Origin of the sequence: Escherichia sp. E2562, assembly GCF_005781075.1 — a bacterium.
Taxonomy (GTDB): domain Bacteria; phylum Pseudomonadota; class Gammaproteobacteria; order Enterobacterales; family Enterobacteriaceae; genus Escherichia.
The window spans coordinates 257939-277787 of the sequence record NZ_VATM01000006.1; the positions used below are offsets into that span (position 1 = coordinate 257939).

A 19849-nucleotide genomic window follows, 5' to 3' on the forward strand; every position below is an offset into this window, starting at 1 on the left:
ATCTCTCCTTAAGAACGTTTGTCAGGAATACGGCACAGCCCCTGAGCGGGAATGTCCATGGCAGAATTAAAACGGGCTGACAGATTTTGCAAGCCGATCAATGCCGTCAGCTCGGTGAGCGCCTGGGCGTCAAAATGCCTAGTCAGTCGGGTGCGCAGGGCATCATCGACCGTTGGCGGCGTAACGCTTGCCGCTTCGGCGTATTCCAGCGCCAGCCGTTCTTCGTCGCTGAAGAGCGGGCTTTGTCGCCAGTCAGCTACCGCCAGCAATTTATCGGTGCTGCCGGTACGCTCGGCGACTTTCATACTGGTGATATCCACGCAAAACTCACACAGACACATTTGCGCGATACGCGCGCTGACAAGCGATCGCACTACTGGATCGAGCGGTGAGCGTTTGCGCTCCAGCCAGCCAACAAACATCGACACCAGATAAAAGATAAACGGGATCCGCCCCCACCAGCGGATGGGGCTTAGCACCTCGCCGTAATGGCGACGATGCAGCCACGCCTGTGGACGTAAAATTAAAGGGATTTTGCTAAGCGGTGGTAACCCCATCAGGCATTCCTCTTCTGGCGCTCAAGCCATATTTTTTTCGCCATAAAAATCACCACGGTCAGGGCAAACAGAATAAACAGTCCGGTGACAAACCAGAAAGTACCGCCTGTTAACATGCTGCCCGCCCAGGAATAAACAATAGTCGCTGGTAACTGACCGAGCCCGGTGGCGATAAAAAACGAGCGAAAACGTATTGAAGTCAAACCGGCAGCATAGCTGATTGGATCGAAAGGGACAAAAGGCAATAACCGACATACCAGGATGGTGTGTTTGCCGTAGCGAGTGAAAAAGCCGTCCATGCTGTCGAGTACCGTTGTACCGGTTAACTTTTCCACCACTTCGCGGCCCATCACTCTGGCGATAAAAAAGCACAGCGCCGCGCCTACCATCGAACTGGTCCACGACAGCAAGCCGCCCCAGAACGCGCCAAACAGCGACGCATTGGCAAAGGTGATCAAAAACGCAGGTAGCGGTGCAGCAATGGCCTGTAAAATCATCAACAAGAACGAGACAACTGCCGCTAGTGCGCCGTAAGACTGAATAAAGCGTTCTATACCCTGTTGGTCCACGGCGGCAAACGCCGCAACGCTGCGATTGATAAAATCATGGACGCCGGGAAGCAGCGCCCATGCCAGCAGCATCGCGAACAACAGGATGATGAGGGTTATGCGGTAGTACCAGATTTTACGCGATTGCATTTTCATCATCCTTTATCCTGGTTTTATTCGGCGATTTTAAAGGTAACCGTTGCCAGCGTGTTATCTGCCGGGAGAACCGAGGCATTGCCTTTGAATTTCACTTCGCTGCGTTTTTCCACCGCACCATAAGTGTATGTCGCATTGCTGACAATACCGACCGGGCAACTATCCAGACATACCAGGCAGCCCGTTTTTTTCTCTTCAGCTGCCGTTAAATTACCGCCAAAGCGCATGTCCAGTTTCTTGCCATTACTGTCAACAATCACGTCATCGAAGGAATACGCTTTTGCCGCCCCTTGCCAGTTAACTGAAATATCCAGTTTGCTGCCTGTGACATGAGTCGTTTCTTTATTATCCATCGTCATGTTTTCGCCCGGCGTACCTCCGGCCTCTTTCAGGGCTTCATAAAATGCTTTCGGCGTGGCATAACCCATAAACAGCGATTTATGTCCGTTGGAGCCATCTTTAAACACAATACCGTGGCGGGTATCGTCGGTGAGGAAACGCCCATTAATTTGCACCAGCATGGTTACCGTATGGTTATTTGCATCGACACGCAGCGGCTGGCTGTCCGAAAGCCCGTCGTATTCCACTTTTGCCGCCGTATTCTCTTTTTGATCGCAGCCACTAAGCCCCGCAACGGCCAGTAAACACAGTGCAGCCAGTCCTTTTTTCCATGACACTGAATAATGTTGCAACATCGTTCTATCCTTCATTTTTTGTGTGAGTAAGTGGGCTGCGGCGCGAAGCAGACAGATCCACATGTTTGTGTCGGGCGTAGAGTTTGGCGAGCTGGACGAGAATAAACAGCGCCAGGCCCGCCAGACAGAGTTGTAAAATAAAGCGCAGCGTAATGCCTTCACTGGCAAGATCGCTGGCCATCACGGTATAAATCACTATTCCAGGCAGAGTGGTTAATGCCGAAATAAGGGTATAAGGCCAGAAGGCGATGGCGGTTAATCCGTAAGCGTAATTTTGAATATTGTATGGAAATAGCGGGATTAAGCGGGTCAGAATAAGAAAATCGATACCGTTACGCGTAATGCCTTTTTCAATAGCCTGAAAAGTGTGGCAATGACCGACGTATTTCAACAGTAAATCACGCCCCAGAAAGCGCGCCAACAGGAATGAGCACGACGAGGCCAGCGTGGCGGCAATTAACGAAAGTAGCGTTCCTGTTAGCGGGCCAAAAACTATTCCTCCAGCGATCACCAGTACGCTGCCCGGTAGCAGAAAGAGGGTGGCGATGATGAATAACAGAATATAGAGGCTATAACCGAACAATCCGCTCTGGCGAATGAGTGTCTGTAAGTGGGGTAAATCGGTGAGTAGATCGAATAAACCGAAAGCATGGATAGCGTAAATTATCAGCGCAAAAAACAGACAGGCAAAAAGAAATTTACGCTCAGCGTTCATCGTGGAGTTTCCTATATCAAACTTGATAATAGAGAAGTGGTCAGACAACTAAAAAACGCAGTGACGGTATAACAAAGGACGGCGGGCAACAAATCATTACTGACAGTTTGTTGATTTTTCTCAAGGTTAATTCTCCTGACCCAGTGCGAGCCAGGAGAACGGAGAAATTAGCGGCGGAAGGTGGCCCAGACAGGTGCGTGATCTGACGGTTTTTCCATACTGCGGATTTCATAGTCGATGCCGGTTTCTACGCAGCATTCGGCCAGTGGCTGGCTGGCAAGCAGCAGGTCGATACGCAGACCACGGTTATCGTCAAAACCTTTTGAGCGGTAATCAAACCACGAGAAGCGATCTGCCGTTTCTGGGTTCGCATGGCGGAAGGTATCGACCAGCCCCCAACTTATCAGCCTGTCCATCCATTCGCGTTCTTCCGGCAGGAAAGAACATTTACCAGTACGCAGCCAGCGTTTACGGTTCTCTTCGCCAATGCCGATATCCAGGTCGGTGGGGCTGATATTCATATCGCCCATAATCAGCACCGGATTATCACGTTTGAGTTCGGTTTCCAGGTAGTTTTGCAGGTTCTGGTAAAACTGTGCTTTAGCCGGGAATTTTATGGGATGGTCGCGGCTTTCGCCCTGCGGGAAGTAGCCGTTGATCACGGTGACATTGCCTAGCGGTGAGGGGATTTCCGCCATAATAATCCGCCGTTGTGCCTCTTCGCCGTCGCTTGGGAAGCCACGACGCACGGCAATCGGCGTCTCTTTGGTCAACAGCGCCACGCCGTAATGGCCTTTCTGCCCGTGATAAAACACGTTGTAGCCGAGCTTTGCCACATCTTCGAGCGGAAACATATCATCATGAACTTTTGTCTCCTGCAGGCCAATCACATCAGGCTGGTGCTTGTCGACGATCGCTTCAAGCTGGTGTGGTCTGGCGCGCAGGCCGTTGATATTAAAAGAGACAAATTTCATAGTCGCTGCCATTTATTCTGATAATGAGTGCGTGGATGTTAGCAGAAATTCGTCTGACTTACTGCCTGTTGTTAAGTGATTTGATCGATGGTTGTTAATGATGTCAACGATGGCGCAGAAAATGCCCGCTTTTGGTGCGGGTTGCGTCAGAATGGCGCAGTAATTTCCAGTAAATTTCGCCAATGATCACAATTCCAGAATTATATTTTACTTCTGCATAACATTGCGTTTTTTATTCTATTTATTCATCCACATGGCAAACATATTCACTTTATATGCACTTAAGGTGCATATCGTTCGGTTGTAACTCATTGATTTACAGTTAGTGACCGTCATTTATGCACTTTTCCCCCTGGCTGGCATGAACCCTGCAATCTACATTTACAGCTCAAACATTACTTATTATTAACATATAAATAACGAATTATTTACTGTAGAGGTCGCTATGTCTCAGCCAATTACGCGTGAAAACTTTGATGAATGGATGATACCTGTTTACGCTCCGGCACCGTTTATACCGGTACGTGGCGAAGGTTCGCGCTTGTGGGATCAGCAGGGGAAAGAGTATATCGACTTCGCAGGTGGCATTGCGGTGAACGCGCTGGGCAATGCGCATCCGGAACTGCGCGAGGCGCTGAACGAACAGGCGAGTAAGTTCTGGCATACCGGCAACGGTTACACCAACGAACCGGTACTGCGACTGGCGAAAAAATTGATCGACGCCACGTTTGCCGATCGCGTCTTCTTTTGTAACTCCGGTGCGGAAGCCAACGAAGCGGCGCTAAAACTGGCGCGTAAATTCGCCCACGACCGCTACGGCAGCCATAAGAGCGGCATCGTGGCGTTTAAAAATGCGTTTCACGGGCGCACGCTGTTTACCGTCAGCGCAGGCGGGCAGCCAGCCTATTCACAGGATTTTGCGCCACTGCCGCCGGATATCCGTCATGCTGCGTATAACGATATTAACTCTGCCAGCGCGCGGATTGATGACTCCACCTGTGCGGTGATTGTCGAGCCCATCCAGGGGGAAGGCGGTGTGGTACCCGCCAGCAACGCGTTTTTACAAGGTCTGCGTGAATTGTGTGACCGCCACAATGCTTTGCTGATTTTTGATGAAGTACAAACGGGCGTCGGGCGCACCGGGGAACTGTATGCCTATATGCACTACGGCGTGACGCCCGATCTGTTAACCACCGCCAAAGCGCTGGGCGGCGGTTTCCCGGTCGGTGCGTTGTTGGCAACCGAAGAATGCGCCAGCGTGATGACCGTTGGCACCCACGGCACCACCTATGGCGGCAATCCACTGGCCTCGACGGTAGCAGGCAAAGTGCTGGATCTCATCAACACGCCAGAAATGCTTAACGGGGTTAAACAGCGTCACGACTGGTTTGTTGAGCGTCTTCATACCATTAATCACCGCTGCGGTTTGTTCAGTGAAATTCGCGGCTTAGGTCTGCTGATTGGCTGTGTGCTGAATGCCGATTACGCCGGGCAAGCGAAACAGATCTCTCAGGAAGCGGCGAAAGCGGGCGTGATGGTACTGATTGCGGGTGGCAACGTGGTGCGTTTTGCGCCTGCGCTCAATGTCAGCGAAGAAGAGGTGACGACCGGACTGGATCGCTTTGCAGCTGCTTGCGAACACTTTGTTAGCCGAGGTTCATCATGATGGTCATCCGTCCCGTTGAGCGATCAGATGTCTCAGCGCTGATGCAGCTTGCCAGCAAAACGGGCGGCGGCCTGACGTCGCTTCCCGCCAATGAAGCCACGCTTTCGGCACGTATCGAAAGGGCAATCAAAACCTGGCAGGGCGAACTGCCCAAAAGCGAGCAGGGCTATGTGTTTGTGCTGGAAGAGAGTGAAACAGGTACTGTGGCGGGAATTTGCGCCATAGAGGTGGCAGTTGGGCTGAACGATCCCTGGTACAACTATCGCGTCGGCACGCTGGTCCACGCCTCAAAAGAGCTGAATGTCTATAACGCGTTGCCGACGCTGTTTCTCAGTAACGATCACACCGGCAGCAGCGAGCTGTGCACGCTGTTTCTCGACCCGGACTGGCGCAAAGAGGGCAACGGCTATTTGTTGTCGAAATCGCGCTTTATGTTTATGGCGGCTTTTCGCGACAAGTTTAATGACAAAGTGGTCGCGGAAATGCGCGGGGTGATTGACGAACACGGCTATTCACCGTTCTGGCAAAGCCTCGGTAAACGCTTCTTTTCGATGGATTTTAGCCGCGCCGATTTTCTCTGCGGCACCGGGCAAAAGGCATTTATTGCAGAACTGATGCCGAAACATCCGATCTATACGGACTTTTTATCCCAGGAAGCCCAGGACGTCATCGGTCAGGTTCATCCGCAAACTGCGCCCGCGCGGGCGGTGCTGGAAAAAGAGGGCTTTCGCTACCGCAACTATATCGACATTTTCGACGGCGGGCCGACGCTGGAGTGTGACATTGACCGCGTTCGCGCTATCCGCAAAAGTCGGCTGGTGGAAGTAGCGGAAGGACAACCTGCACAGGGCGATTTTCCGGCTTGCCTGGTCGCCAATGAAAATTATCACCATTTCCGCGTGTTGCTGGTGCGAGCCGATCCGGCGACCGAACGTTTGATTTTAACCGCCGCACAACTGGATGCCCTCAAATGCCACGCCGGGGATCGCGTTCGTCTGGTGCGCCTGTGTGCAGAGGAGAAAACAGCATGACTTTATGGATCAACGGTGACTGGGTGACGGGCCAGGGCGCACTGCGCGTGAAGCGTAATCCGGTATCGGGCGAGGTGTTATGGCAGGGCAACGATGCCGATGCTGCTCAGGTTGAGCAGGCTTGTCGGGCCGCTCGTGCAGCGTTTCCGCGTTGGGCGCGGCTCTCTTTTGGCGATCGTCAGGTAAGAGTTGAACGATTTGCTGCACTGCTGGAAAGCAACAAAGCCGAATTAACGGCGATTATTGCCAGAGAAACCGGCAAACCGCGTTGGGAAGCGGCAACCGAAGTGACGGCGATGATCAATAAGATCGCGATATCAATCAAGGCGTATCACGCTCGCACGGGAGAGCAGCGTAGTGAAATGCCGGATGGAGCGGCGAGCTTGCGCCATCGTCCACATGGCGTGCTGGCGGTGTTTGGACCGTACAATTTCCCCGGGCATCTGCCTAACGGGCATATCGTTCCGGCGCTGCTGGCAGGTAACACGATAATCTTTAAACCCAGCGAACTAACCCCCTGGAGCGGCGAGGCAGTCATGCGTTTATGGCAGCAGGCAGGCTTGCCGTCGGGCGTGCTGAACCTGGTGCAAGGTGGGCGCGAAACCGGTCAGGCACTCAGTGCGCTGGAGGATCTCGACGGCTTGCTGTTTACCGGCAGCGCCAATACCGGCTACCAGTTACATCGCCAGCTTTCCGGTCAGCCGGAAAAAATTCTTGCCCTCGAAATGGGCGGCAATAACCCGCTGATTATTGATGACGTGGTGGATATTGACGCCGCTGTCCATCTGACTATCCAGTCGGCATTTGTCACTGTCGGGCAACGCTGCACCTGCGCCCGCCGTTTATTGGTGAAAAGCGGGGCGCAGGGCGATGCGTTTCTTGCTCGCCTTGTTGCCGTCAGCCAGCGGTTAACGCCGGGGAAATGGGATGACGAACCGCAGCCGTTTATTGGTGGGCTGATTTCTGAACAGGCCGCACAGCAGGTTGTTACTGCCTGGCAGGAACTGGAAGCATTGGGCGGGCAAACGCTGCTTGCGCCACGTTTGCTACAAGCGGGAACATCGCTGCTGACGCCGGGGATCGTTGAAATGACAGGCGTTTCAGGCGTGCCGGATGAAGAAGTGTTTGGGCCGCTACTTCGCGTATGGCGTTATGACACTTTTGATGGGGCGATAAAGATGGCGAATAACACCCGCTTTGGCCTCTCTTGTGGGCTGGTTTCCCCAAAACGGGAAAAGTTCGAGCAACTATTACTGGAAGCGCGGGCAGGAATTGTTAACTGGAACAAACCGCTTACCGGAGCCGCCAGTACAGCACCATTCGGCGGCATTGGCGCTTCCGGCAACCATCGCCCCAGCGCCTGGTATGCGGCGGATTATTGTGCCTGGCCGATGGCGAGCCTGGAGTCGGACTCGTTAACGTTGCCCGCAACGCTTAACCCCGGGCTGGATTTTTCCGAAGAGGTGGTGCGATGAATACCTGGGAAGTCAATTTCGATGGATTGGTGGGGCTGACGCACCATTACGCTGGTCTGTCGTTTGGTAATGAAGCCTCCACCAGTCATCGTTTTCAGGTATCGAATCCACGACTGGCGGCGAAGCAAGGCTTACTGAAAATGAAAGCCCTTGCCGATGCGGGATTTCCCCAGGCGGTGATCCCGCCGCACGAGCGACCGTTTATTCCGGTGCTGCGTCAGTTGGGATTTAGCGGCAGCGATGAGCAGGTACTGGAAAAGGTTGCCCGCCAGGCACCACACTGGCTTTCCAGCGTCAGTTCAGCATCGCCAATGTGGGTAGCTAATGCGGCCACGGTAGCGCCATCCGCCGATACGCTGGATGGCAAAGTACATTTCACGGTCGCCAACCTGAACAATAAATTTCACCGTTCGCTGGAAGCCCCCGTCACCGAATCGCTGTTAAACGCCATTTTTAACGATAAAGAGAAATTCACCATCCATTCGGCGTTGCCACAGGTGGCGATGCTCGGTGACGAAGGGGCGGCAAACCACAATCGCCTCGGCGGTCATTACGGCGAACCGGGCATGCAGATTTTTGTTTACGGGCGAGAAGAGGGTCACGGTACGCGGCCTTCCCGATATCCGGCGCGGCAGACCCGCGAAGCCAGCGAGGCGGTAGCCAGGCTGAATCAGGTTAATCCGCAGCAGGTGATTTTCGCCCAGCAAAACCCGGACGTTATCGACCAGGGCGTTTTTCATAATGACGTGATTGCCGTGAGTAACCGTCAGGTGCTGTTTTGCCATCAACAGGCGTTCGCTCGCCAGGCGCAATTACTGGCAAACCTGCGTTCGCGGGTCAACGGCTTTATGGCGATAGAAGTACCGACGTCGCAGGTTTCCGTTCCGGATGCTGTCTCGACCTATCTGTTTAACAGCCAGTTGTTGAGTCGCGATGATGGTTCGATGATGCTGGTGCTGCCACAGGAGTGTCGGGAACACGCCGGAGTATGGCGTTATCTCAATGAACTCCTTGCTGCGGATAACCCGATAAGCTCACTAAAAGTTTTTGATTTGCGCGAAAGCATGGCGAACGGCGGAGGCCCTGCGTGCCTGCGTTTGCGCGTTGTGTTGACGGATGAAGAACGTCAGGCGGTGAATCCGGCGGTGATGATGAACGATACGCTGTTTAATGCGCTCAATGACTGGGTGGATCGTTACTACCGCGATCGTCTGAGTGCTGCCGATCTGGCCGACCCGCAATTGCTGCGCGAAGGGCGGGAAGCACTGGATGCGTTGACTCAATTATTGAATCTCGGTTCGGTTTATCCGTTCCAGCGTGAGGGAGGGGAGAATGGATAATTTTCTCACTCTGACATTAGAGGGTAAAAAACCTGTCATCACCGAGAGAGAAATCAACGGTATTCGCTGGCGCTGGCTGGGGGATGGCGTGCTGGAACTGACGCCATTAATCCCACCGCAAGGCGCGTTGGTAATTTCGGCGGGGATCCACGGTAATGAAACGGCGCCTGTAGAAATGCTGGACGCCTTACTTGGCGCAATTTATCACGGTGAAATTAAGTTACGCTGGCGCTTGTTGGCAATCCTCGGAAATCCCCCTGCGCTCAAGCAAGGAAAGCGCTATTGCCATAGCGATATGAACCGGATGTTTGGCGGACGCTGGCAGCAATTTGCCGAAAGCAGCGAAACCTGCCGCGCCCGCGAGCTGGAACAGTGCCTGGAAGATTTTTATCAGCAGGGGAAGGAGTCATTTCGCTGGCATCTTGATCTGCATACAGCCATCCGCGGCTCGTACCACCAGCGGTTTGGTATTTTACCGCAACGAGAAATTCCCTGGGACGAAAGTTTTCTGACATGGCTGGGCGCGGCAGGGCTAGAGGCGTTGGTATTTCATCAGGCGCCCGGCGGCACGTTTACCCATTTCAGCTGCCAACATTTTGGCGCACTGGCGTGTACGCTGGAGCTAGGCAAAGCACTGCCGTTTGGGCAAAACGATCTTCGTCAGTTTGCGCCAACCACCAATGCAATTGCTGCGCTGTTAGCAGGGGCAAGTGTCGGTATAGAGAGAAAACTGCCCCAGCGTTACCGGGTGGTTTCGCAGATTACCCGTCACACTGCTGCCTTCGAGTTGCATATGGCGAGCGAGACGCTGAATTTCACGCCGTTTAAGAAAGGAACGTTATTGGCGCAGGATGATGAGGAACGTTTTACCGTGACTCATGATATTGAATATGTGCTATTCCCCAATCCATTGGTGGCGTTGGGATTACGCGCGGGATTAATGCTGGAAAAAATAACCTAGCACTTGCCCGCAGAAAGGTTTCTGCGGGTATTTAATAACGACTTTCGGAATAATACGGATTAATCCTGGATGTTTGCTTTATTTATCGCCATTTATCAGGTATAGTCCTTCATAATTTCTGCAAAATCATTGTCTTGTAATATTTATTCATCACTTTCCTTCAATTTTTCTTTTTTTCTCCATAATTGGCGAAAAAATGTTTTTTATACTTTCATTGATTTACCGTTGCTCTGATTAATTGACGCTAAACTCAGTAAAGTTAATCTCGTCAACACGGCACGTTACTTAAGAAAGCCGTAACAAATAACTGAAAGGAAGGATATAGAATATGCGTAAATTAACTGCACTGTTTGTTGCCTCTACCCTGGCTCTTGGCGCGGCTAACCTGGCCCACGCCGCTGACACCACTACCGCAGCACCGGCTGACGCGAAGCCGATGATGCACCATAAAGGCAAGTTCGGTCCGCATCAGGACATGATGTTCAAAGACCTGAACCTGACCGACGCGCAGAAACAGCAGATTCGTGAAATTATGAAAGGCCAGCGTGACCAGATGAAACGTCCGCCGCTGGAAGAACGCCGCGCAATGCATGACATCATCGCCAGCGATACTTTCGACAAAGCAAAAGCTGAAGCGCAGATTGCTAAAATGGAAGAACAGCGCAAAGCTAACATGCTGGCGCATATGGAAACCCAGAACAAGATTTACAACATCCTGACGCCGGAGCAGAAAAAGCAATTTAATGCTAATTTTGAGAAGCGTCTGACAGAACGCCCAGCGGGAAAAGGTAAAATGCCTGCAACTGCTGAATAATCTTTCAGCCAAAAAACTTAAGACCGCCGGTCTTGTCCACTACCTTGCAGTAAGGCGGTGGACAGGATCGGCGGTTTTCTTTTATGCGCCTGTGCCTGTCATTTTTGCGAAAACGTTAAGGTAAATCATACGAGTTGCCGATAACAATCCACGGTTGCCTGAGCGATAACAATGAAAAGAGCATGCCCGGAGCGAGTATGGAATACTTTGATATGCGTAAAATGTCGGTGAACCTGTGGCGAAACGCTGCCGGTGAAACTCGTGAGATCTGTAGTTTTCCCCCTGCGAAACGTGATTTTTACTGGCGTGCCAGCATTGCGTCCATTGCGGCCAATGGTGAATTTTCTTTATTTCCTGGGATGGAAAGAAGTGTGACGCTGCTGGAAGGCGGTGAGATGCTTCTTGAAAGCGCAGACCGTTTTAGCCATACCTTAAAGCCGTTACAGCCTTTTGCTTTTGCGGCGGACCAGGTGGTAAAAGCGAAACTGACGGAAGGGCTGATGTCGATGGATTTCAACATTATGACGCGCCTGGATGCCTGTAAGGCGAAAGTCAGAATTGCCGATCGCACGTTCACCACTTTTGGCTCACGCGGCGGGGTGGTGTTTGTGATTAGCGGGGCATGGCAACTGGGCGAAAAATTGTTAACCACCGACCAGGGCGCGTGCTGGTACGATGGCAAACACACCCTGCGGCTTTTGCAACCGCAAGGCAAACTGCTGTTCAGTGAAATTAACTGGCTTGCAGGCCATTCACCGGATCAAGTTCAGTAATTTCATAGCGACTGGAAAGTAGTGGTTTACAAAGAATTTTATAACCATCGTGATCGAATCCGGCAGGCGTACGGATCAACGTTGCCGCCTCTTCCAGCGAATTAACTGCCCCCAGCCACAGCCAGTTATGAATAATATGGTATTGGGTCATTTCCGGGTGCTGTTCTTTCAACGCAACCGCCCCTTGCCACGGCCAGCAGATCACCCGCAAACGTTCCAGCGACTGGAGCAGACGTTGAGCATGATCTTCATGGCTCTCTTTTCCGCAGCACGCTCCGGCGCAACGTTTTAGCGCTGAACGAAAGCAAGCACGACCGCGGCTTAGCGGTTCCAGCCCGAGCAGGCCATAACAGAGCTTTTGTTCATCGGCGATTGTCTGTAATGCCTGTAATGCCGAGCGGCGGTTGGCAAACAGGCCAAACAGGTTTGGCGCAGTAGAAAAATCCACGTCTTTGGCGTACACCACATCCACGCGTTTTTCATTCAGTTGCAGGGCGCAGAGCTGACGATTGCGGCGCAACCGTTTATTAAACAAAGGCTGTTGCTCTTTGATTAGACGCGCTTCAAGGAGCAGGGCGCCGATTTCGCCCGCGGTACATATCCAGCTAATGCGTCGGGATTGTCGCAGCATGGCCGCTTCATCCGGGGTACGTAAATGGGAAAGGACGCGGCTACGGATGTTAACGCTTTTGCCGATATAGAGCGGCATAGTGTTACTTTCGCCATGAAACAGATACACACCGGGCCGGGTGGGTAAGTCATTAAGAAATGAACGTAAATGTTCGGGATATTCATAAATTGCCGCCGCTTCAAATTCGAGCCGCGGGGAAGTTAAACGCCGTACCACTGTTTACTCCGAATGCTGGTCATTTATCCAGTATAGCGGGTGGGTGGCGATTAAAAAAGTGGCAAGGCCGATGACAAAGCTAACAGTGCCTGATGCGCTACGCTTATCATGCCTACTCGACTCATGCAATGTATTGAATTTGCAAAGTTTTGTAGGCCGGATAAGACGTTTACGCCACATCCGGCATGAATAAAGTGTTTGGTGTCGACAATCTCAGGCGGGGAGGCCGCACTGTTTATTTTTTCCAGAAATCATCGAAAACAGTAATGGGTGGGCGGCGTTTATGCTCGGTTTTCAGATACCAGTTCTCAATCGTTCTGGCGACCTGTTCCGGGACATTTTTCCCTTCCAGATAGTCATCGATATTTTCATACGTTACGCCGAGCGCGACTTCATCTGGCAGTGACGGGCGGTCATCTTCCAGGTCGGCTGTTGGGGCCTTCTTATAGAGATGCTCAGGGCAACCTAACGCCGCCAGTAACTGTTTACCCTGACGTTTGTTCAGACGATACAGAGGGTTAATGTCTGTGCCACCATCACCATATTTAGTGAAGAATCCAGTAATGGCTTCTGCCGCATGATCGGTGCCAACTACGACGCCATTAGTCATACCCGCAATGCTGTATTGCGCTTTCATCCGCTCACGTGCTTTTTCATTGCCACGCACAAAATCGCTCAGTTCGATACCCGCTTCCCGCAATGCCTGTTCACTGGCGAGTACCGCGCCCTTGATATTGACGGTTAATACGCGATCCGGCTGAATAAAGGCAATGGCGTCCTGGCAATCTTGTTCGTCGGCCTGAACACCGTAGGGCAGGCGCACGGCGATAAATTGCAGTGATTCATTACCGGTTTCCTGGCGCAGTTCATTAATTGCCATCTGACACAACTTACCGGCAAGGGTAGAGTCCTGACCACCGCTAATGCCGAGTACCAGTGATTTAATGAACGGGTAGGTTTGTAGATAGCTTTTCAGAAAATCGACGCTACGACGAATTTCCTCTTCAGCATTAATCTGCGGTTTTGCGCCCAGCGCCTTTATTATTTGTTGCTGCAATGTCATTGAACCCCTCCAGACAGAAAAATAAAACTTCCTTAAAGCTAACCCGTTGCTACAGAAACGACAAGCGACAGCAGGTTGAATGGTGGTTAAAACGTCATACAGGAATCCTCTGAAAGCGAAACCGTTTCGCTCTCAGGCTTGAAAAAGCCCCCGATGTATTCCAGGCTTATCTAACACGCTGATAAACAAGAGGACGGAATATGAACAAGAATATGGCAGGAATTCTGGGTGCAGCGGCGGTATTAACCATGCTGGCAGGTTGTACGGCGTATGATCGTACCAAAGACCAGTTTGTACAGCCTGTGGTGAAAGACGTCAAAAAAGGCATGAGCCGGGCGCAGGTTGCACAAATTGCGGGTAAACCTTCGTCTGAAGTGAGCATGATCCATGCTCGTGGTACTTGCCAGACCTACATTCTGGGTCAACGTGATGGTAAAGCAGAAACCTATTTTGTCGCGTTAGATGATACCGGGCATGTGATCAATACCGGCTATCAGACCTGTGCCGAATACGACACTGATCCGCAGGCTGCGAAGTAATTCCTTCATCTGAAAGCTTGAGTCACCACGAAAACCGGCCATTGTGCCGGTTTTTTTATGCTCGTGTTCTTATTTGTTGACGCGAATTATTTAACCGAAATGTGAAGGTGGTCATAACAGCAGGTCAAGGAGAGACAATTTGTATAGTCAAAGAAATACTATTGCTCAGGTCAATACCGTATACTCTTTTCAGCCACCAAAAAAAGTCATGTTGGTTTCGCAAGTTACCCAGAGCATGGAAGCAGGTGAAGGCTTGCGGAGTGTCTGGCTGACAGATAATCGTTGATGAGGGCAGTTTTATGGAAAAGAAACACATTTATCTGTTTTGTTCTGCGGGCATGTCTACCTCTTTACTGGTATCAAAAATGCGCGCTCAGGCAGAAAAATATGAAGTTCCGGTCATTATTGAAGCATTTCCGGAAACGCTGGCTGGTGAAAAAGGGCTGAATGCCGATGTCGTTTTATTAGGGCCGCAGATTGCTTATATGTTGCCCGAAATTCAGCGTTTGTTACCCAACAAACCGGTGGAAGTAATTGACTCGTTGTTATATGGCAAAGTCGATGGTTTAGGCGTGCTTAAGGCTGCAGTTGCAGCAATTAAAAAAGCCGCAGCAAATTAATTTTTAAATTTTCCCGTCAAAGAGTTATTTCATAAATCTATACCGCAATATTTGAATTGCGGTTTTTAAGGGTATTTTTCTATGAGTAATGTTATTGCATCGCTTGAAAAGGTACTCCTCCCTTTTGCAGTTAAAATAGGAAAGCAACCGCACGTTAATGCAATCAAAAACGGTTTTATTCGCTTAATGCCGTTAACCCTCGCAGGGGCTATGTTTGTATTAATTAATAACGTTTTCCTTAGCTTTGGGGAGGGGTCGTTTTTTTATTCCTTAGGTATTCGCCTCGACGCCTCGACCATTGAAACACTCAATGGTCTGAAAGGTATTGGCGGAAATGTTTATAACGGAACATTGGGGATTATGTCTTTAATGGCACCGTTCTTTATCGGCATGGCGCTGGCAGAAGAGCGTAAAGTCGATGCGCTGGCAGCAGGATTGTTATCCGTTGCGGCGTTTATGACCGTCACGCCTTATAGCGTCGGCGAGGCCTATGCCGTCGGCGCTAATTGGTTAGGCGGCGCGAATATCATCTCCGGGATTATTATCGGCCTGGTGGTGGCAGAAATGTTTACCTTTATTGTCCGCCGCAACTGGGTAATTCGACTGCCCGATAGCGTACCTGCGTCGGTATCGCGTTCTTTCTCTGCATTGATTCCCGGCTTTATTATTCTTTCCGTGATGGGGATTATTGCCTGGGCGCTGACGACCTGGGGCACAAACTTCCATCAGATCATCATGGATACCATCTCGACGCCGCTGGCATCGTTGGGTAGCGTGGTCGGCTGGGCGTATGTGATTTTTGTTCCACTGCTGTGGTTCTTCGGTATTCACGGCGCACTGGCGCTGACTGCACTGGACAACGGCATCATGACGCCGTGGGCGTTGGAAAACATCGCGACCTACCAGCAATATGGTTCCGTCGAAGCGGCATTAGCTGCCGGTAAGACCTTCCATATCTGGGCCAAGCCGATGCTGGACTCCTTTATTTTCCTCGGTGGTAGTGGCGCGACCCTGGGCCTGATTTTGGCTATCTTTATTGCTTCTCGCCGTGCTGATTATCGTCAGGTGGCAAAACTGGCTCTGCCGTCCGGCATCTTCCAGATTAACGAACCGATTCTGTTTGGTCTGCCGATTATTATGAACCCGGTGATGTTTATCCCGTTTGTGCTGGTACAACCGATTCTGGCGGCAATTACCCTGGCGGCATATTACATGGGCATTATTCCACCAGTGACCAACATTGCGCCGTGGACCATGCCAACCGGTCTGGGAGCCTTCTTTAACACCAACGGTAGCGTCGCCGCCTTACTGGTCGCACTCTTCAACCTCGGTATCGCCACGCTGATTTATCTGCCATTTGTTGTGGTGGCTAACAAAGCACAAAACGTGATTGATAAAGAAGAGAGTGAAGAAGATATTGCTAACGCGCTGAAATTTTAATCGATATCGGCACAGGTAACGCTGTGCCGGGTAAGGAAAGTGAGGAACTGAGTATGATGGATCTCGACAATATCCCGGATACGCAAACCGAAGCCGAAGAACTGGAAGAAGTGGTGATGGGGCTTATCATCAATTCCGGGCAGGCGCGCAGTCTGGCGTATGCGGCGCTGAAACAGGCAAAGCAGGGCGATTTTGCGGCAGCAAAAGCGATGATGGATCAGTCACGAATGGCGTTGAATGAAGCGCATCTGGTACAGACGAAACTGATTGAAGGCGATGCGGGCGAAGGTAAGATGAAAGTGAGTCTGGTGCTGGTCCACGCTCAGGATCATTTAATGACCTCAATGCTTGCACGTGAACTAATTAGCGAATTAATTGAGCTTCATGAAAAATTGAAGGCATAAGGAGTTGATGATGCAGTCAGTGATTAACGCGCCGGAAATTGCCACAGCCCGTGAACAACAACTGTTTAATGGCAAAAACTTCCATGTGTTTATCTACAACAAAACTGAGAGTATCAGTGGGCTGCATCAACACGACTATTATGAATTCACCCTGGTGTTAACTGGTCGTTATTACCAGGAGATAAACGGTAAACGCGTGTTGCTGGAGCGGGGCGATTTTGTCTTTATTCCGTTGGGCTCGCACCATCAAAGTTTTTATGAGTTTGGCGCCACGCGTATATTAAATGTTGGGATCAGCAAACGTTTTTTTGAGCAGCATTATCTGCCGTTGTTGCCTTATTGCTTTGTCGCATCACAGGTATACCGGACCAATAGCACTTTTCTCACCTATGTGGAAACGGTCATCTCTTCACTGAATTTCCGTGAAACCGGGCTGGAAGAGTTTGTTGAGACAGTGACTTTTTATGTTATCAACCGCTTACGTCATTACCGTGAAGAACAGGTAATTGATGATGTGCCTCAGTGGCTGAAAAGCACGGTTGAAAAGATGCATGATAAAGAGCAGTTTAGTGAAAATGCGTTGGAAAATATGGTGATACTGTCGGCGAAATCGCAGGAATATTTGACGCGTGCGACCCAGCGATATTATGGCAAAACGCCAATGCAAATTATTAATGAAATTCGCATTAATTTTGCCAAAAAACAACTAGAAATGACCAACTATTCGGTAACGGATATTGCATTTGAAGCCGGTTATAGTAGCCCCAGTCTGTTTATTAAAACGTTTAAGAAATTGACCTCGTTTACACCCAATAGCTATCGTAAAAAATTGACTGAATTTAATCAGTAGCCATTGTATCAGAACACTAAATTTACATGCTTGCTCTGTATAACCTGGTGTTTCCGGGTTATTCCTGACTTAACGGCAGGCACGACGAATATCAGTATTTCCTAATGAAGGGAGAAATTATGAGCCAGAAATTAAAAGTCGTCACTATTGGTGGCGGGAGCAGCTATACCCCGGAATTACTGGAAGGGTTTATTAAACGTTATCACGAATTGCCGGTGAGTGAATTATGGCTGGTGGACATCGAAGAGGGTAAAGCGAAGCTGGATATTATTTTCGATCTCTGCCAGCGGATGATTGATAACGCTGGTGTACCAATGAAGCTTTATAAAACGCTTGATCGCCGCGAAGCATTGAAAGCTGCCGATTTCGTCACCACCCAGCTGCGCGTAGGTCAATTACCAGCACGCGAACTCGATGAACGTATTCCGTTAAGTCATGGTTATCTCGGCCAGGAAACCAACGGTGCAGGTGGCCTGTTTAAAGGTCTGCGTACTATTCCGGTGATTTTTGACATAGTCAAAGATGTTGAAGAACTCTGCTCCAATGCCTGGGTGATTAACTTTACGAACCCAGCGGGAATGGTCACCGAAGCCGTTTATCGTCATACCGGATTTAAACGCTTTATCGGCGTGTGTAATATTCCGATTGGCATGAAGATGTTTATCAGCGATGTTTTAGCGTTGAATGAGAACGATGATTTATCTATCGATCTGTTCGGGCTGAACCACATGGTGTTTATTAAAGATGTTCTGGTAAATGGCAAGTCTCGCTTTGCCGAATTGCTTGATGGTGTGGCATCCGGGCAGTTAAAAGCGTCTGGCGTAAAAAATATTTTCGATCTGCCGTTTAGCGAAGGCTTAATTCGCTCACTGAATCTGTTGCCGTGCTCGTATCTGCTTTATTACTTCAAGCAAAAAGAGATGCTGGCGATTGAAATGGGTGAGTATTATAAAGGCGGCGCACGTGCACAGGTGGTACAGAAAGTCGAGAAACAACTCTTTGACCTGTATAAAAATCCGGACCTGAAAGTTAAGCCGAAAGAACTGGAACAGCGCGGCGGGGCATATTACTCAGATGCGGCGTGTGAAGTGATTAATGCTATCTACAACGACAAGCAAGCGGAACATTACGTTAATATCCCGCATCATGGGCATATTGATAATATTCCGGCAGACTGGGCGGTAGAAATGACCTGTACACTGGGGCGCGATGGCGCGACGCCACATCCACGCATTACACACTTCGATGACAAAGTGATGGGCTTGATTCATACCATCAAAGGTTTTGAGATTGCCGCCAGTCACGCAGCCCTTAGCGGTGAATTTAACGATGTGTTACTGGCGCTCAACCTTAGCCCGCTGGTGCATTCCGATCGTGACGCGGAACTGCTGGCAAGAGAGATGATTCTGGCGCATGAGAAGTGGTTGCCAAACTTTGCTGACTGCATTGCAGAACTCAAAAAAGCACATTAACTGAGGCTGATTATGGAACGCTTACTGATTGTTAATGCCGATGACTTTGGCTTAAGTAAAGGCCAGAACTATGGCATTATCGAGGCCTGTCGTAATGGTATTGTCACCTCAACGACGGCGCTGGTGAATGGGGAAGCTATCGACCATGCGGTGCGGTTAAGTCGTGATGAGCCGAGTCTGGCAGTTGGGATGCACTTTGTCCTTACACTGGGTAAGCCGCTGACTGAGATGCCTGGGCTGACCCGGCAAGGTGTGTTGGGGAAATGGATCTGGCAGCTGGCAGAAGATGATGCCTTACCACTGGAAGAAATTTCCCAGGAACTCGCCAGCCAGTATCTGCGATTCATTGAATTGTTTGGCCGCAAGCCAACACATCTTGATAGTCATCATCATGTGCATATGTTCCCGCAGATTTTCCCTATTGTGGAGAAGTTTGCGGCTGAAGAGGGGATTGCGTTGCGTATTGATCGCCAGCCAGTATTTAACGACGGTGATTTACCCGCTAATCTGCGCAGTTCACAGGGCTTCAGTAGTGCATTCTATGGTGAAGAGATCAGTGAATCACTGTTCCTGCAAGTGCTGGATGATTCCAGTCATCGCGGTGAACGCTCGCTGGAAGTGATGTGCCATCCGGCGTTTGTCGATAATACAATTCGCCAGAGTGCTTACTGTTTCCCGCGGTTAGCGGAACTGGATGTGTTAACGTCGGCGTCGTTGAAGTATGCCATTGCCGAGCGTGGTTATCGGTTGGGTAGTTATCTGGATGTGTAGGTAAGGCTGTTTTGCCGGATGCGGCGTAAATGCCTTATTCGGCATACAATATATTGAAATTTCATAGCATTATGAACATCCGGTAGGCCTGATAAGCGCAGCGCATCAGGCAAAGGTGGCGCAGTTGCGCCACCCATA

The 19849-nt window shown here is 50.5% G+C and carries 21 protein-coding genes; 14 read left to right on the plus strand and 7 right to left on the minus strand.

Annotated features, from left to right (window positions below; translation table 11 throughout):
• Positions 1 to 8: 8 nt before the first annotated feature.
• The 5 genes from FEK43_RS12870 to xthA form a co-directional block, all read right to left on the minus strand.
• Entirely contained in the window at positions 9 to 557 is a 549-nt protein-coding gene (locus FEK43_RS12870; protein ID WP_135406970.1) for a carboxymuconolactone decarboxylase family protein, read from the minus strand.
• On the minus strand, positions 557 to 1264 hold the full coding sequence (locus tag FEK43_RS12875; RefSeq protein ID WP_135406967.1) for a TVP38/TMEM64 family protein: 708 nt from the start codon (positions 1262 to 1264) through the stop codon (positions 557 to 559). The genes FEK43_RS12870 and FEK43_RS12875 overlap by 1 nt, the downstream gene beginning before the upstream one ends.
• Before the next feature lie 14 nt (positions 1265 to 1278).
• Positions 1279 to 1956: a lipoprotein YdjY gene (gene ydjY, locus FEK43_RS12880; RefSeq protein WP_135406964.1), complete on the minus strand. Its 678-nt coding sequence runs from the start codon at positions 1954 to 1956 to the stop codon at positions 1279 to 1281.
• Between the two features lie 4 nt (positions 1957 to 1960).
• On the minus strand, positions 1961 to 2671 hold the full coding sequence (locus FEK43_RS12885) for a TVP38/TMEM64 family protein (RefSeq protein ID WP_131161163.1): 711 nt from the start codon (positions 2669 to 2671) through the stop codon (positions 1961 to 1963).
• A gap of 167 nt (positions 2672 to 2838) precedes the next feature.
• The gene (xthA, locus tag FEK43_RS12890) at positions 2839 to 3645 is read right to left on the minus strand and encodes an exodeoxyribonuclease III (protein ID WP_135406960.1); all 807 of its coding nucleotides are present in this window, start codon (positions 3643 to 3645) and stop codon (positions 2839 to 2841) included.
• A 445-nt stretch (positions 3646 to 4090) separates the two neighbouring features.
• Here xthA and astC point away from each other — a divergent pair, with 445 nt between their 5' ends.
• The 7 genes from astC (at position 4091) to ves (ending at position 11705) form a co-directional block, all read left to right on the plus strand.
• Complete coding sequence (gene astC, locus FEK43_RS12895; RefSeq protein WP_135406957.1) at positions 4091 to 5311, plus strand: succinylornithine/acetylornithine transaminase; 1221 nt, start codon at positions 4091 to 4093, stop codon at positions 5309 to 5311.
• The gene (astA, locus tag FEK43_RS12900) at positions 5308 to 6342 is read left to right on the plus strand and encodes an arginine N-succinyltransferase (protein WP_130208322.1); all 1035 of its coding nucleotides are present in this window, start codon (positions 5308 to 5310) and stop codon (positions 6340 to 6342) included. Before astC ends, astA begins: the two co-directional genes overlap by 4 nt.
• Positions 6339 to 7817: a succinylglutamate-semialdehyde dehydrogenase gene (astD, locus tag FEK43_RS12905; RefSeq protein ID WP_135406954.1), complete on the plus strand. Its 1479-nt coding sequence runs from the start codon at positions 6339 to 6341 to the stop codon at positions 7815 to 7817. The genes astA and astD overlap by 4 nt, the downstream gene beginning before the upstream one ends.
• The gene (gene astB / locus FEK43_RS12910; protein ID WP_135406950.1) at positions 7814 to 9157 is read left to right on the plus strand and encodes an N-succinylarginine dihydrolase; all 1344 of its coding nucleotides are present in this window, start codon (positions 7814 to 7816) and stop codon (positions 9155 to 9157) included. Before astD ends, astB begins: the two co-directional genes overlap by 4 nt.
• Positions 9150 to 10118, plus strand: coding sequence for a succinylglutamate desuccinylase (gene astE, locus FEK43_RS12915; protein ID WP_135406946.1), 969 nt, complete (start codon positions 9150 to 9152; stop codon positions 10116 to 10118). The genes astB and astE overlap by 8 nt, the downstream gene beginning before the upstream one ends.
• A gap of 328 nt (positions 10119 to 10446) precedes the next feature.
• On the plus strand, positions 10447 to 10932 hold the full coding sequence (spy, locus tag FEK43_RS12920) for an ATP-independent periplasmic protein-refolding chaperone Spy (RefSeq protein ID WP_130208314.1): 486 nt from the start codon (positions 10447 to 10449) through the stop codon (positions 10930 to 10932).
• A 197-nt stretch (positions 10933 to 11129) separates the two neighbouring features.
• Positions 11130 to 11705, plus strand: a complete 576-nt coding sequence (gene ves, locus FEK43_RS12925; RefSeq protein WP_131161167.1) for an environmental stress-induced protein Ves — start codon at positions 11130 to 11132, stop codon at positions 11703 to 11705.
• Here the strand turns inward: ves and cho are convergent.
• Entirely contained in the window at positions 11665 to 12552 is an 888-nt protein-coding gene (gene cho / locus FEK43_RS12930; protein ID WP_135406943.1) for an excinuclease Cho, read from the minus strand. The genes ves and cho overlap by 41 nt on opposite strands.
• Positions 12553 to 12787: 235 nt before the next feature.
• Complete coding sequence (nadE, locus tag FEK43_RS12935) at positions 12788 to 13615, minus strand: ammonia-dependent NAD(+) synthetase (protein ID WP_064529168.1); 828 nt, start codon at positions 13613 to 13615, stop codon at positions 12788 to 12790.
• A gap of 200 nt (positions 13616 to 13815) precedes the next feature.
• Between nadE and osmE the strand changes: the two genes are divergently transcribed.
• The 7 genes from osmE to chbG all read left to right on the plus strand — a co-directional run bounded on the left by osmE (position 13816) and on the right by chbG (position 19711).
• Entirely contained in the window at positions 13816 to 14154 is a 339-nt protein-coding gene (gene osmE, locus FEK43_RS12940) for an osmotically-inducible lipoprotein OsmE (RefSeq protein WP_064529167.1), read from the plus strand.
• Between the two features lie 299 nt (positions 14155 to 14453).
• Positions 14454 to 14774, plus strand: a complete 321-nt coding sequence (gene chbB / locus FEK43_RS12945; RefSeq protein WP_000412160.1) for a PTS N,N'-diacetylchitobiose transporter subunit IIB — start codon at positions 14454 to 14456, stop codon at positions 14772 to 14774.
• Positions 14775 to 14855: 81 nt separating this feature from the next.
• Positions 14856 to 16214: a PTS N,N'-diacetylchitobiose transporter subunit IIC gene (gene chbC / locus FEK43_RS12950; RefSeq protein WP_130208308.1), complete on the plus strand. Its 1359-nt coding sequence runs from the start codon at positions 14856 to 14858 to the stop codon at positions 16212 to 16214.
• A 53-nt stretch (positions 16215 to 16267) separates the two neighbouring features.
• Positions 16268 to 16618 (plus strand): PTS N,N'-diacetylchitobiose transporter subunit IIA, encoded by a 351-nt coding sequence (gene chbA / locus FEK43_RS12955; RefSeq protein WP_064529165.1) that lies wholly within the window; start codon positions 16268 to 16270, stop codon positions 16616 to 16618.
• A gap of 7 nt (positions 16619 to 16625) precedes the next feature.
• Positions 16626 to 17468 (plus strand): transcriptional regulator ChbR, encoded by an 843-nt coding sequence (gene chbR, locus FEK43_RS12960; RefSeq protein ID WP_171020817.1) that lies wholly within the window; start codon positions 16626 to 16628, stop codon positions 17466 to 17468.
• A 119-nt stretch (positions 17469 to 17587) separates the two neighbouring features.
• Entirely contained in the window at positions 17588 to 18940 is a 1353-nt protein-coding gene (gene celF, locus FEK43_RS12965; RefSeq protein WP_135406939.1) for a 6-phospho-beta-glucosidase, read from the plus strand.
• A gap of 12 nt (positions 18941 to 18952) precedes the next feature.
• On the plus strand, positions 18953 to 19711 hold the full coding sequence (gene chbG / locus FEK43_RS12970; protein ID WP_135406936.1) for a chitin disaccharide deacetylase: 759 nt from the start codon (positions 18953 to 18955) through the stop codon (positions 19709 to 19711).
• Positions 19712 to 19849: the final 138 nt, after the last annotated feature.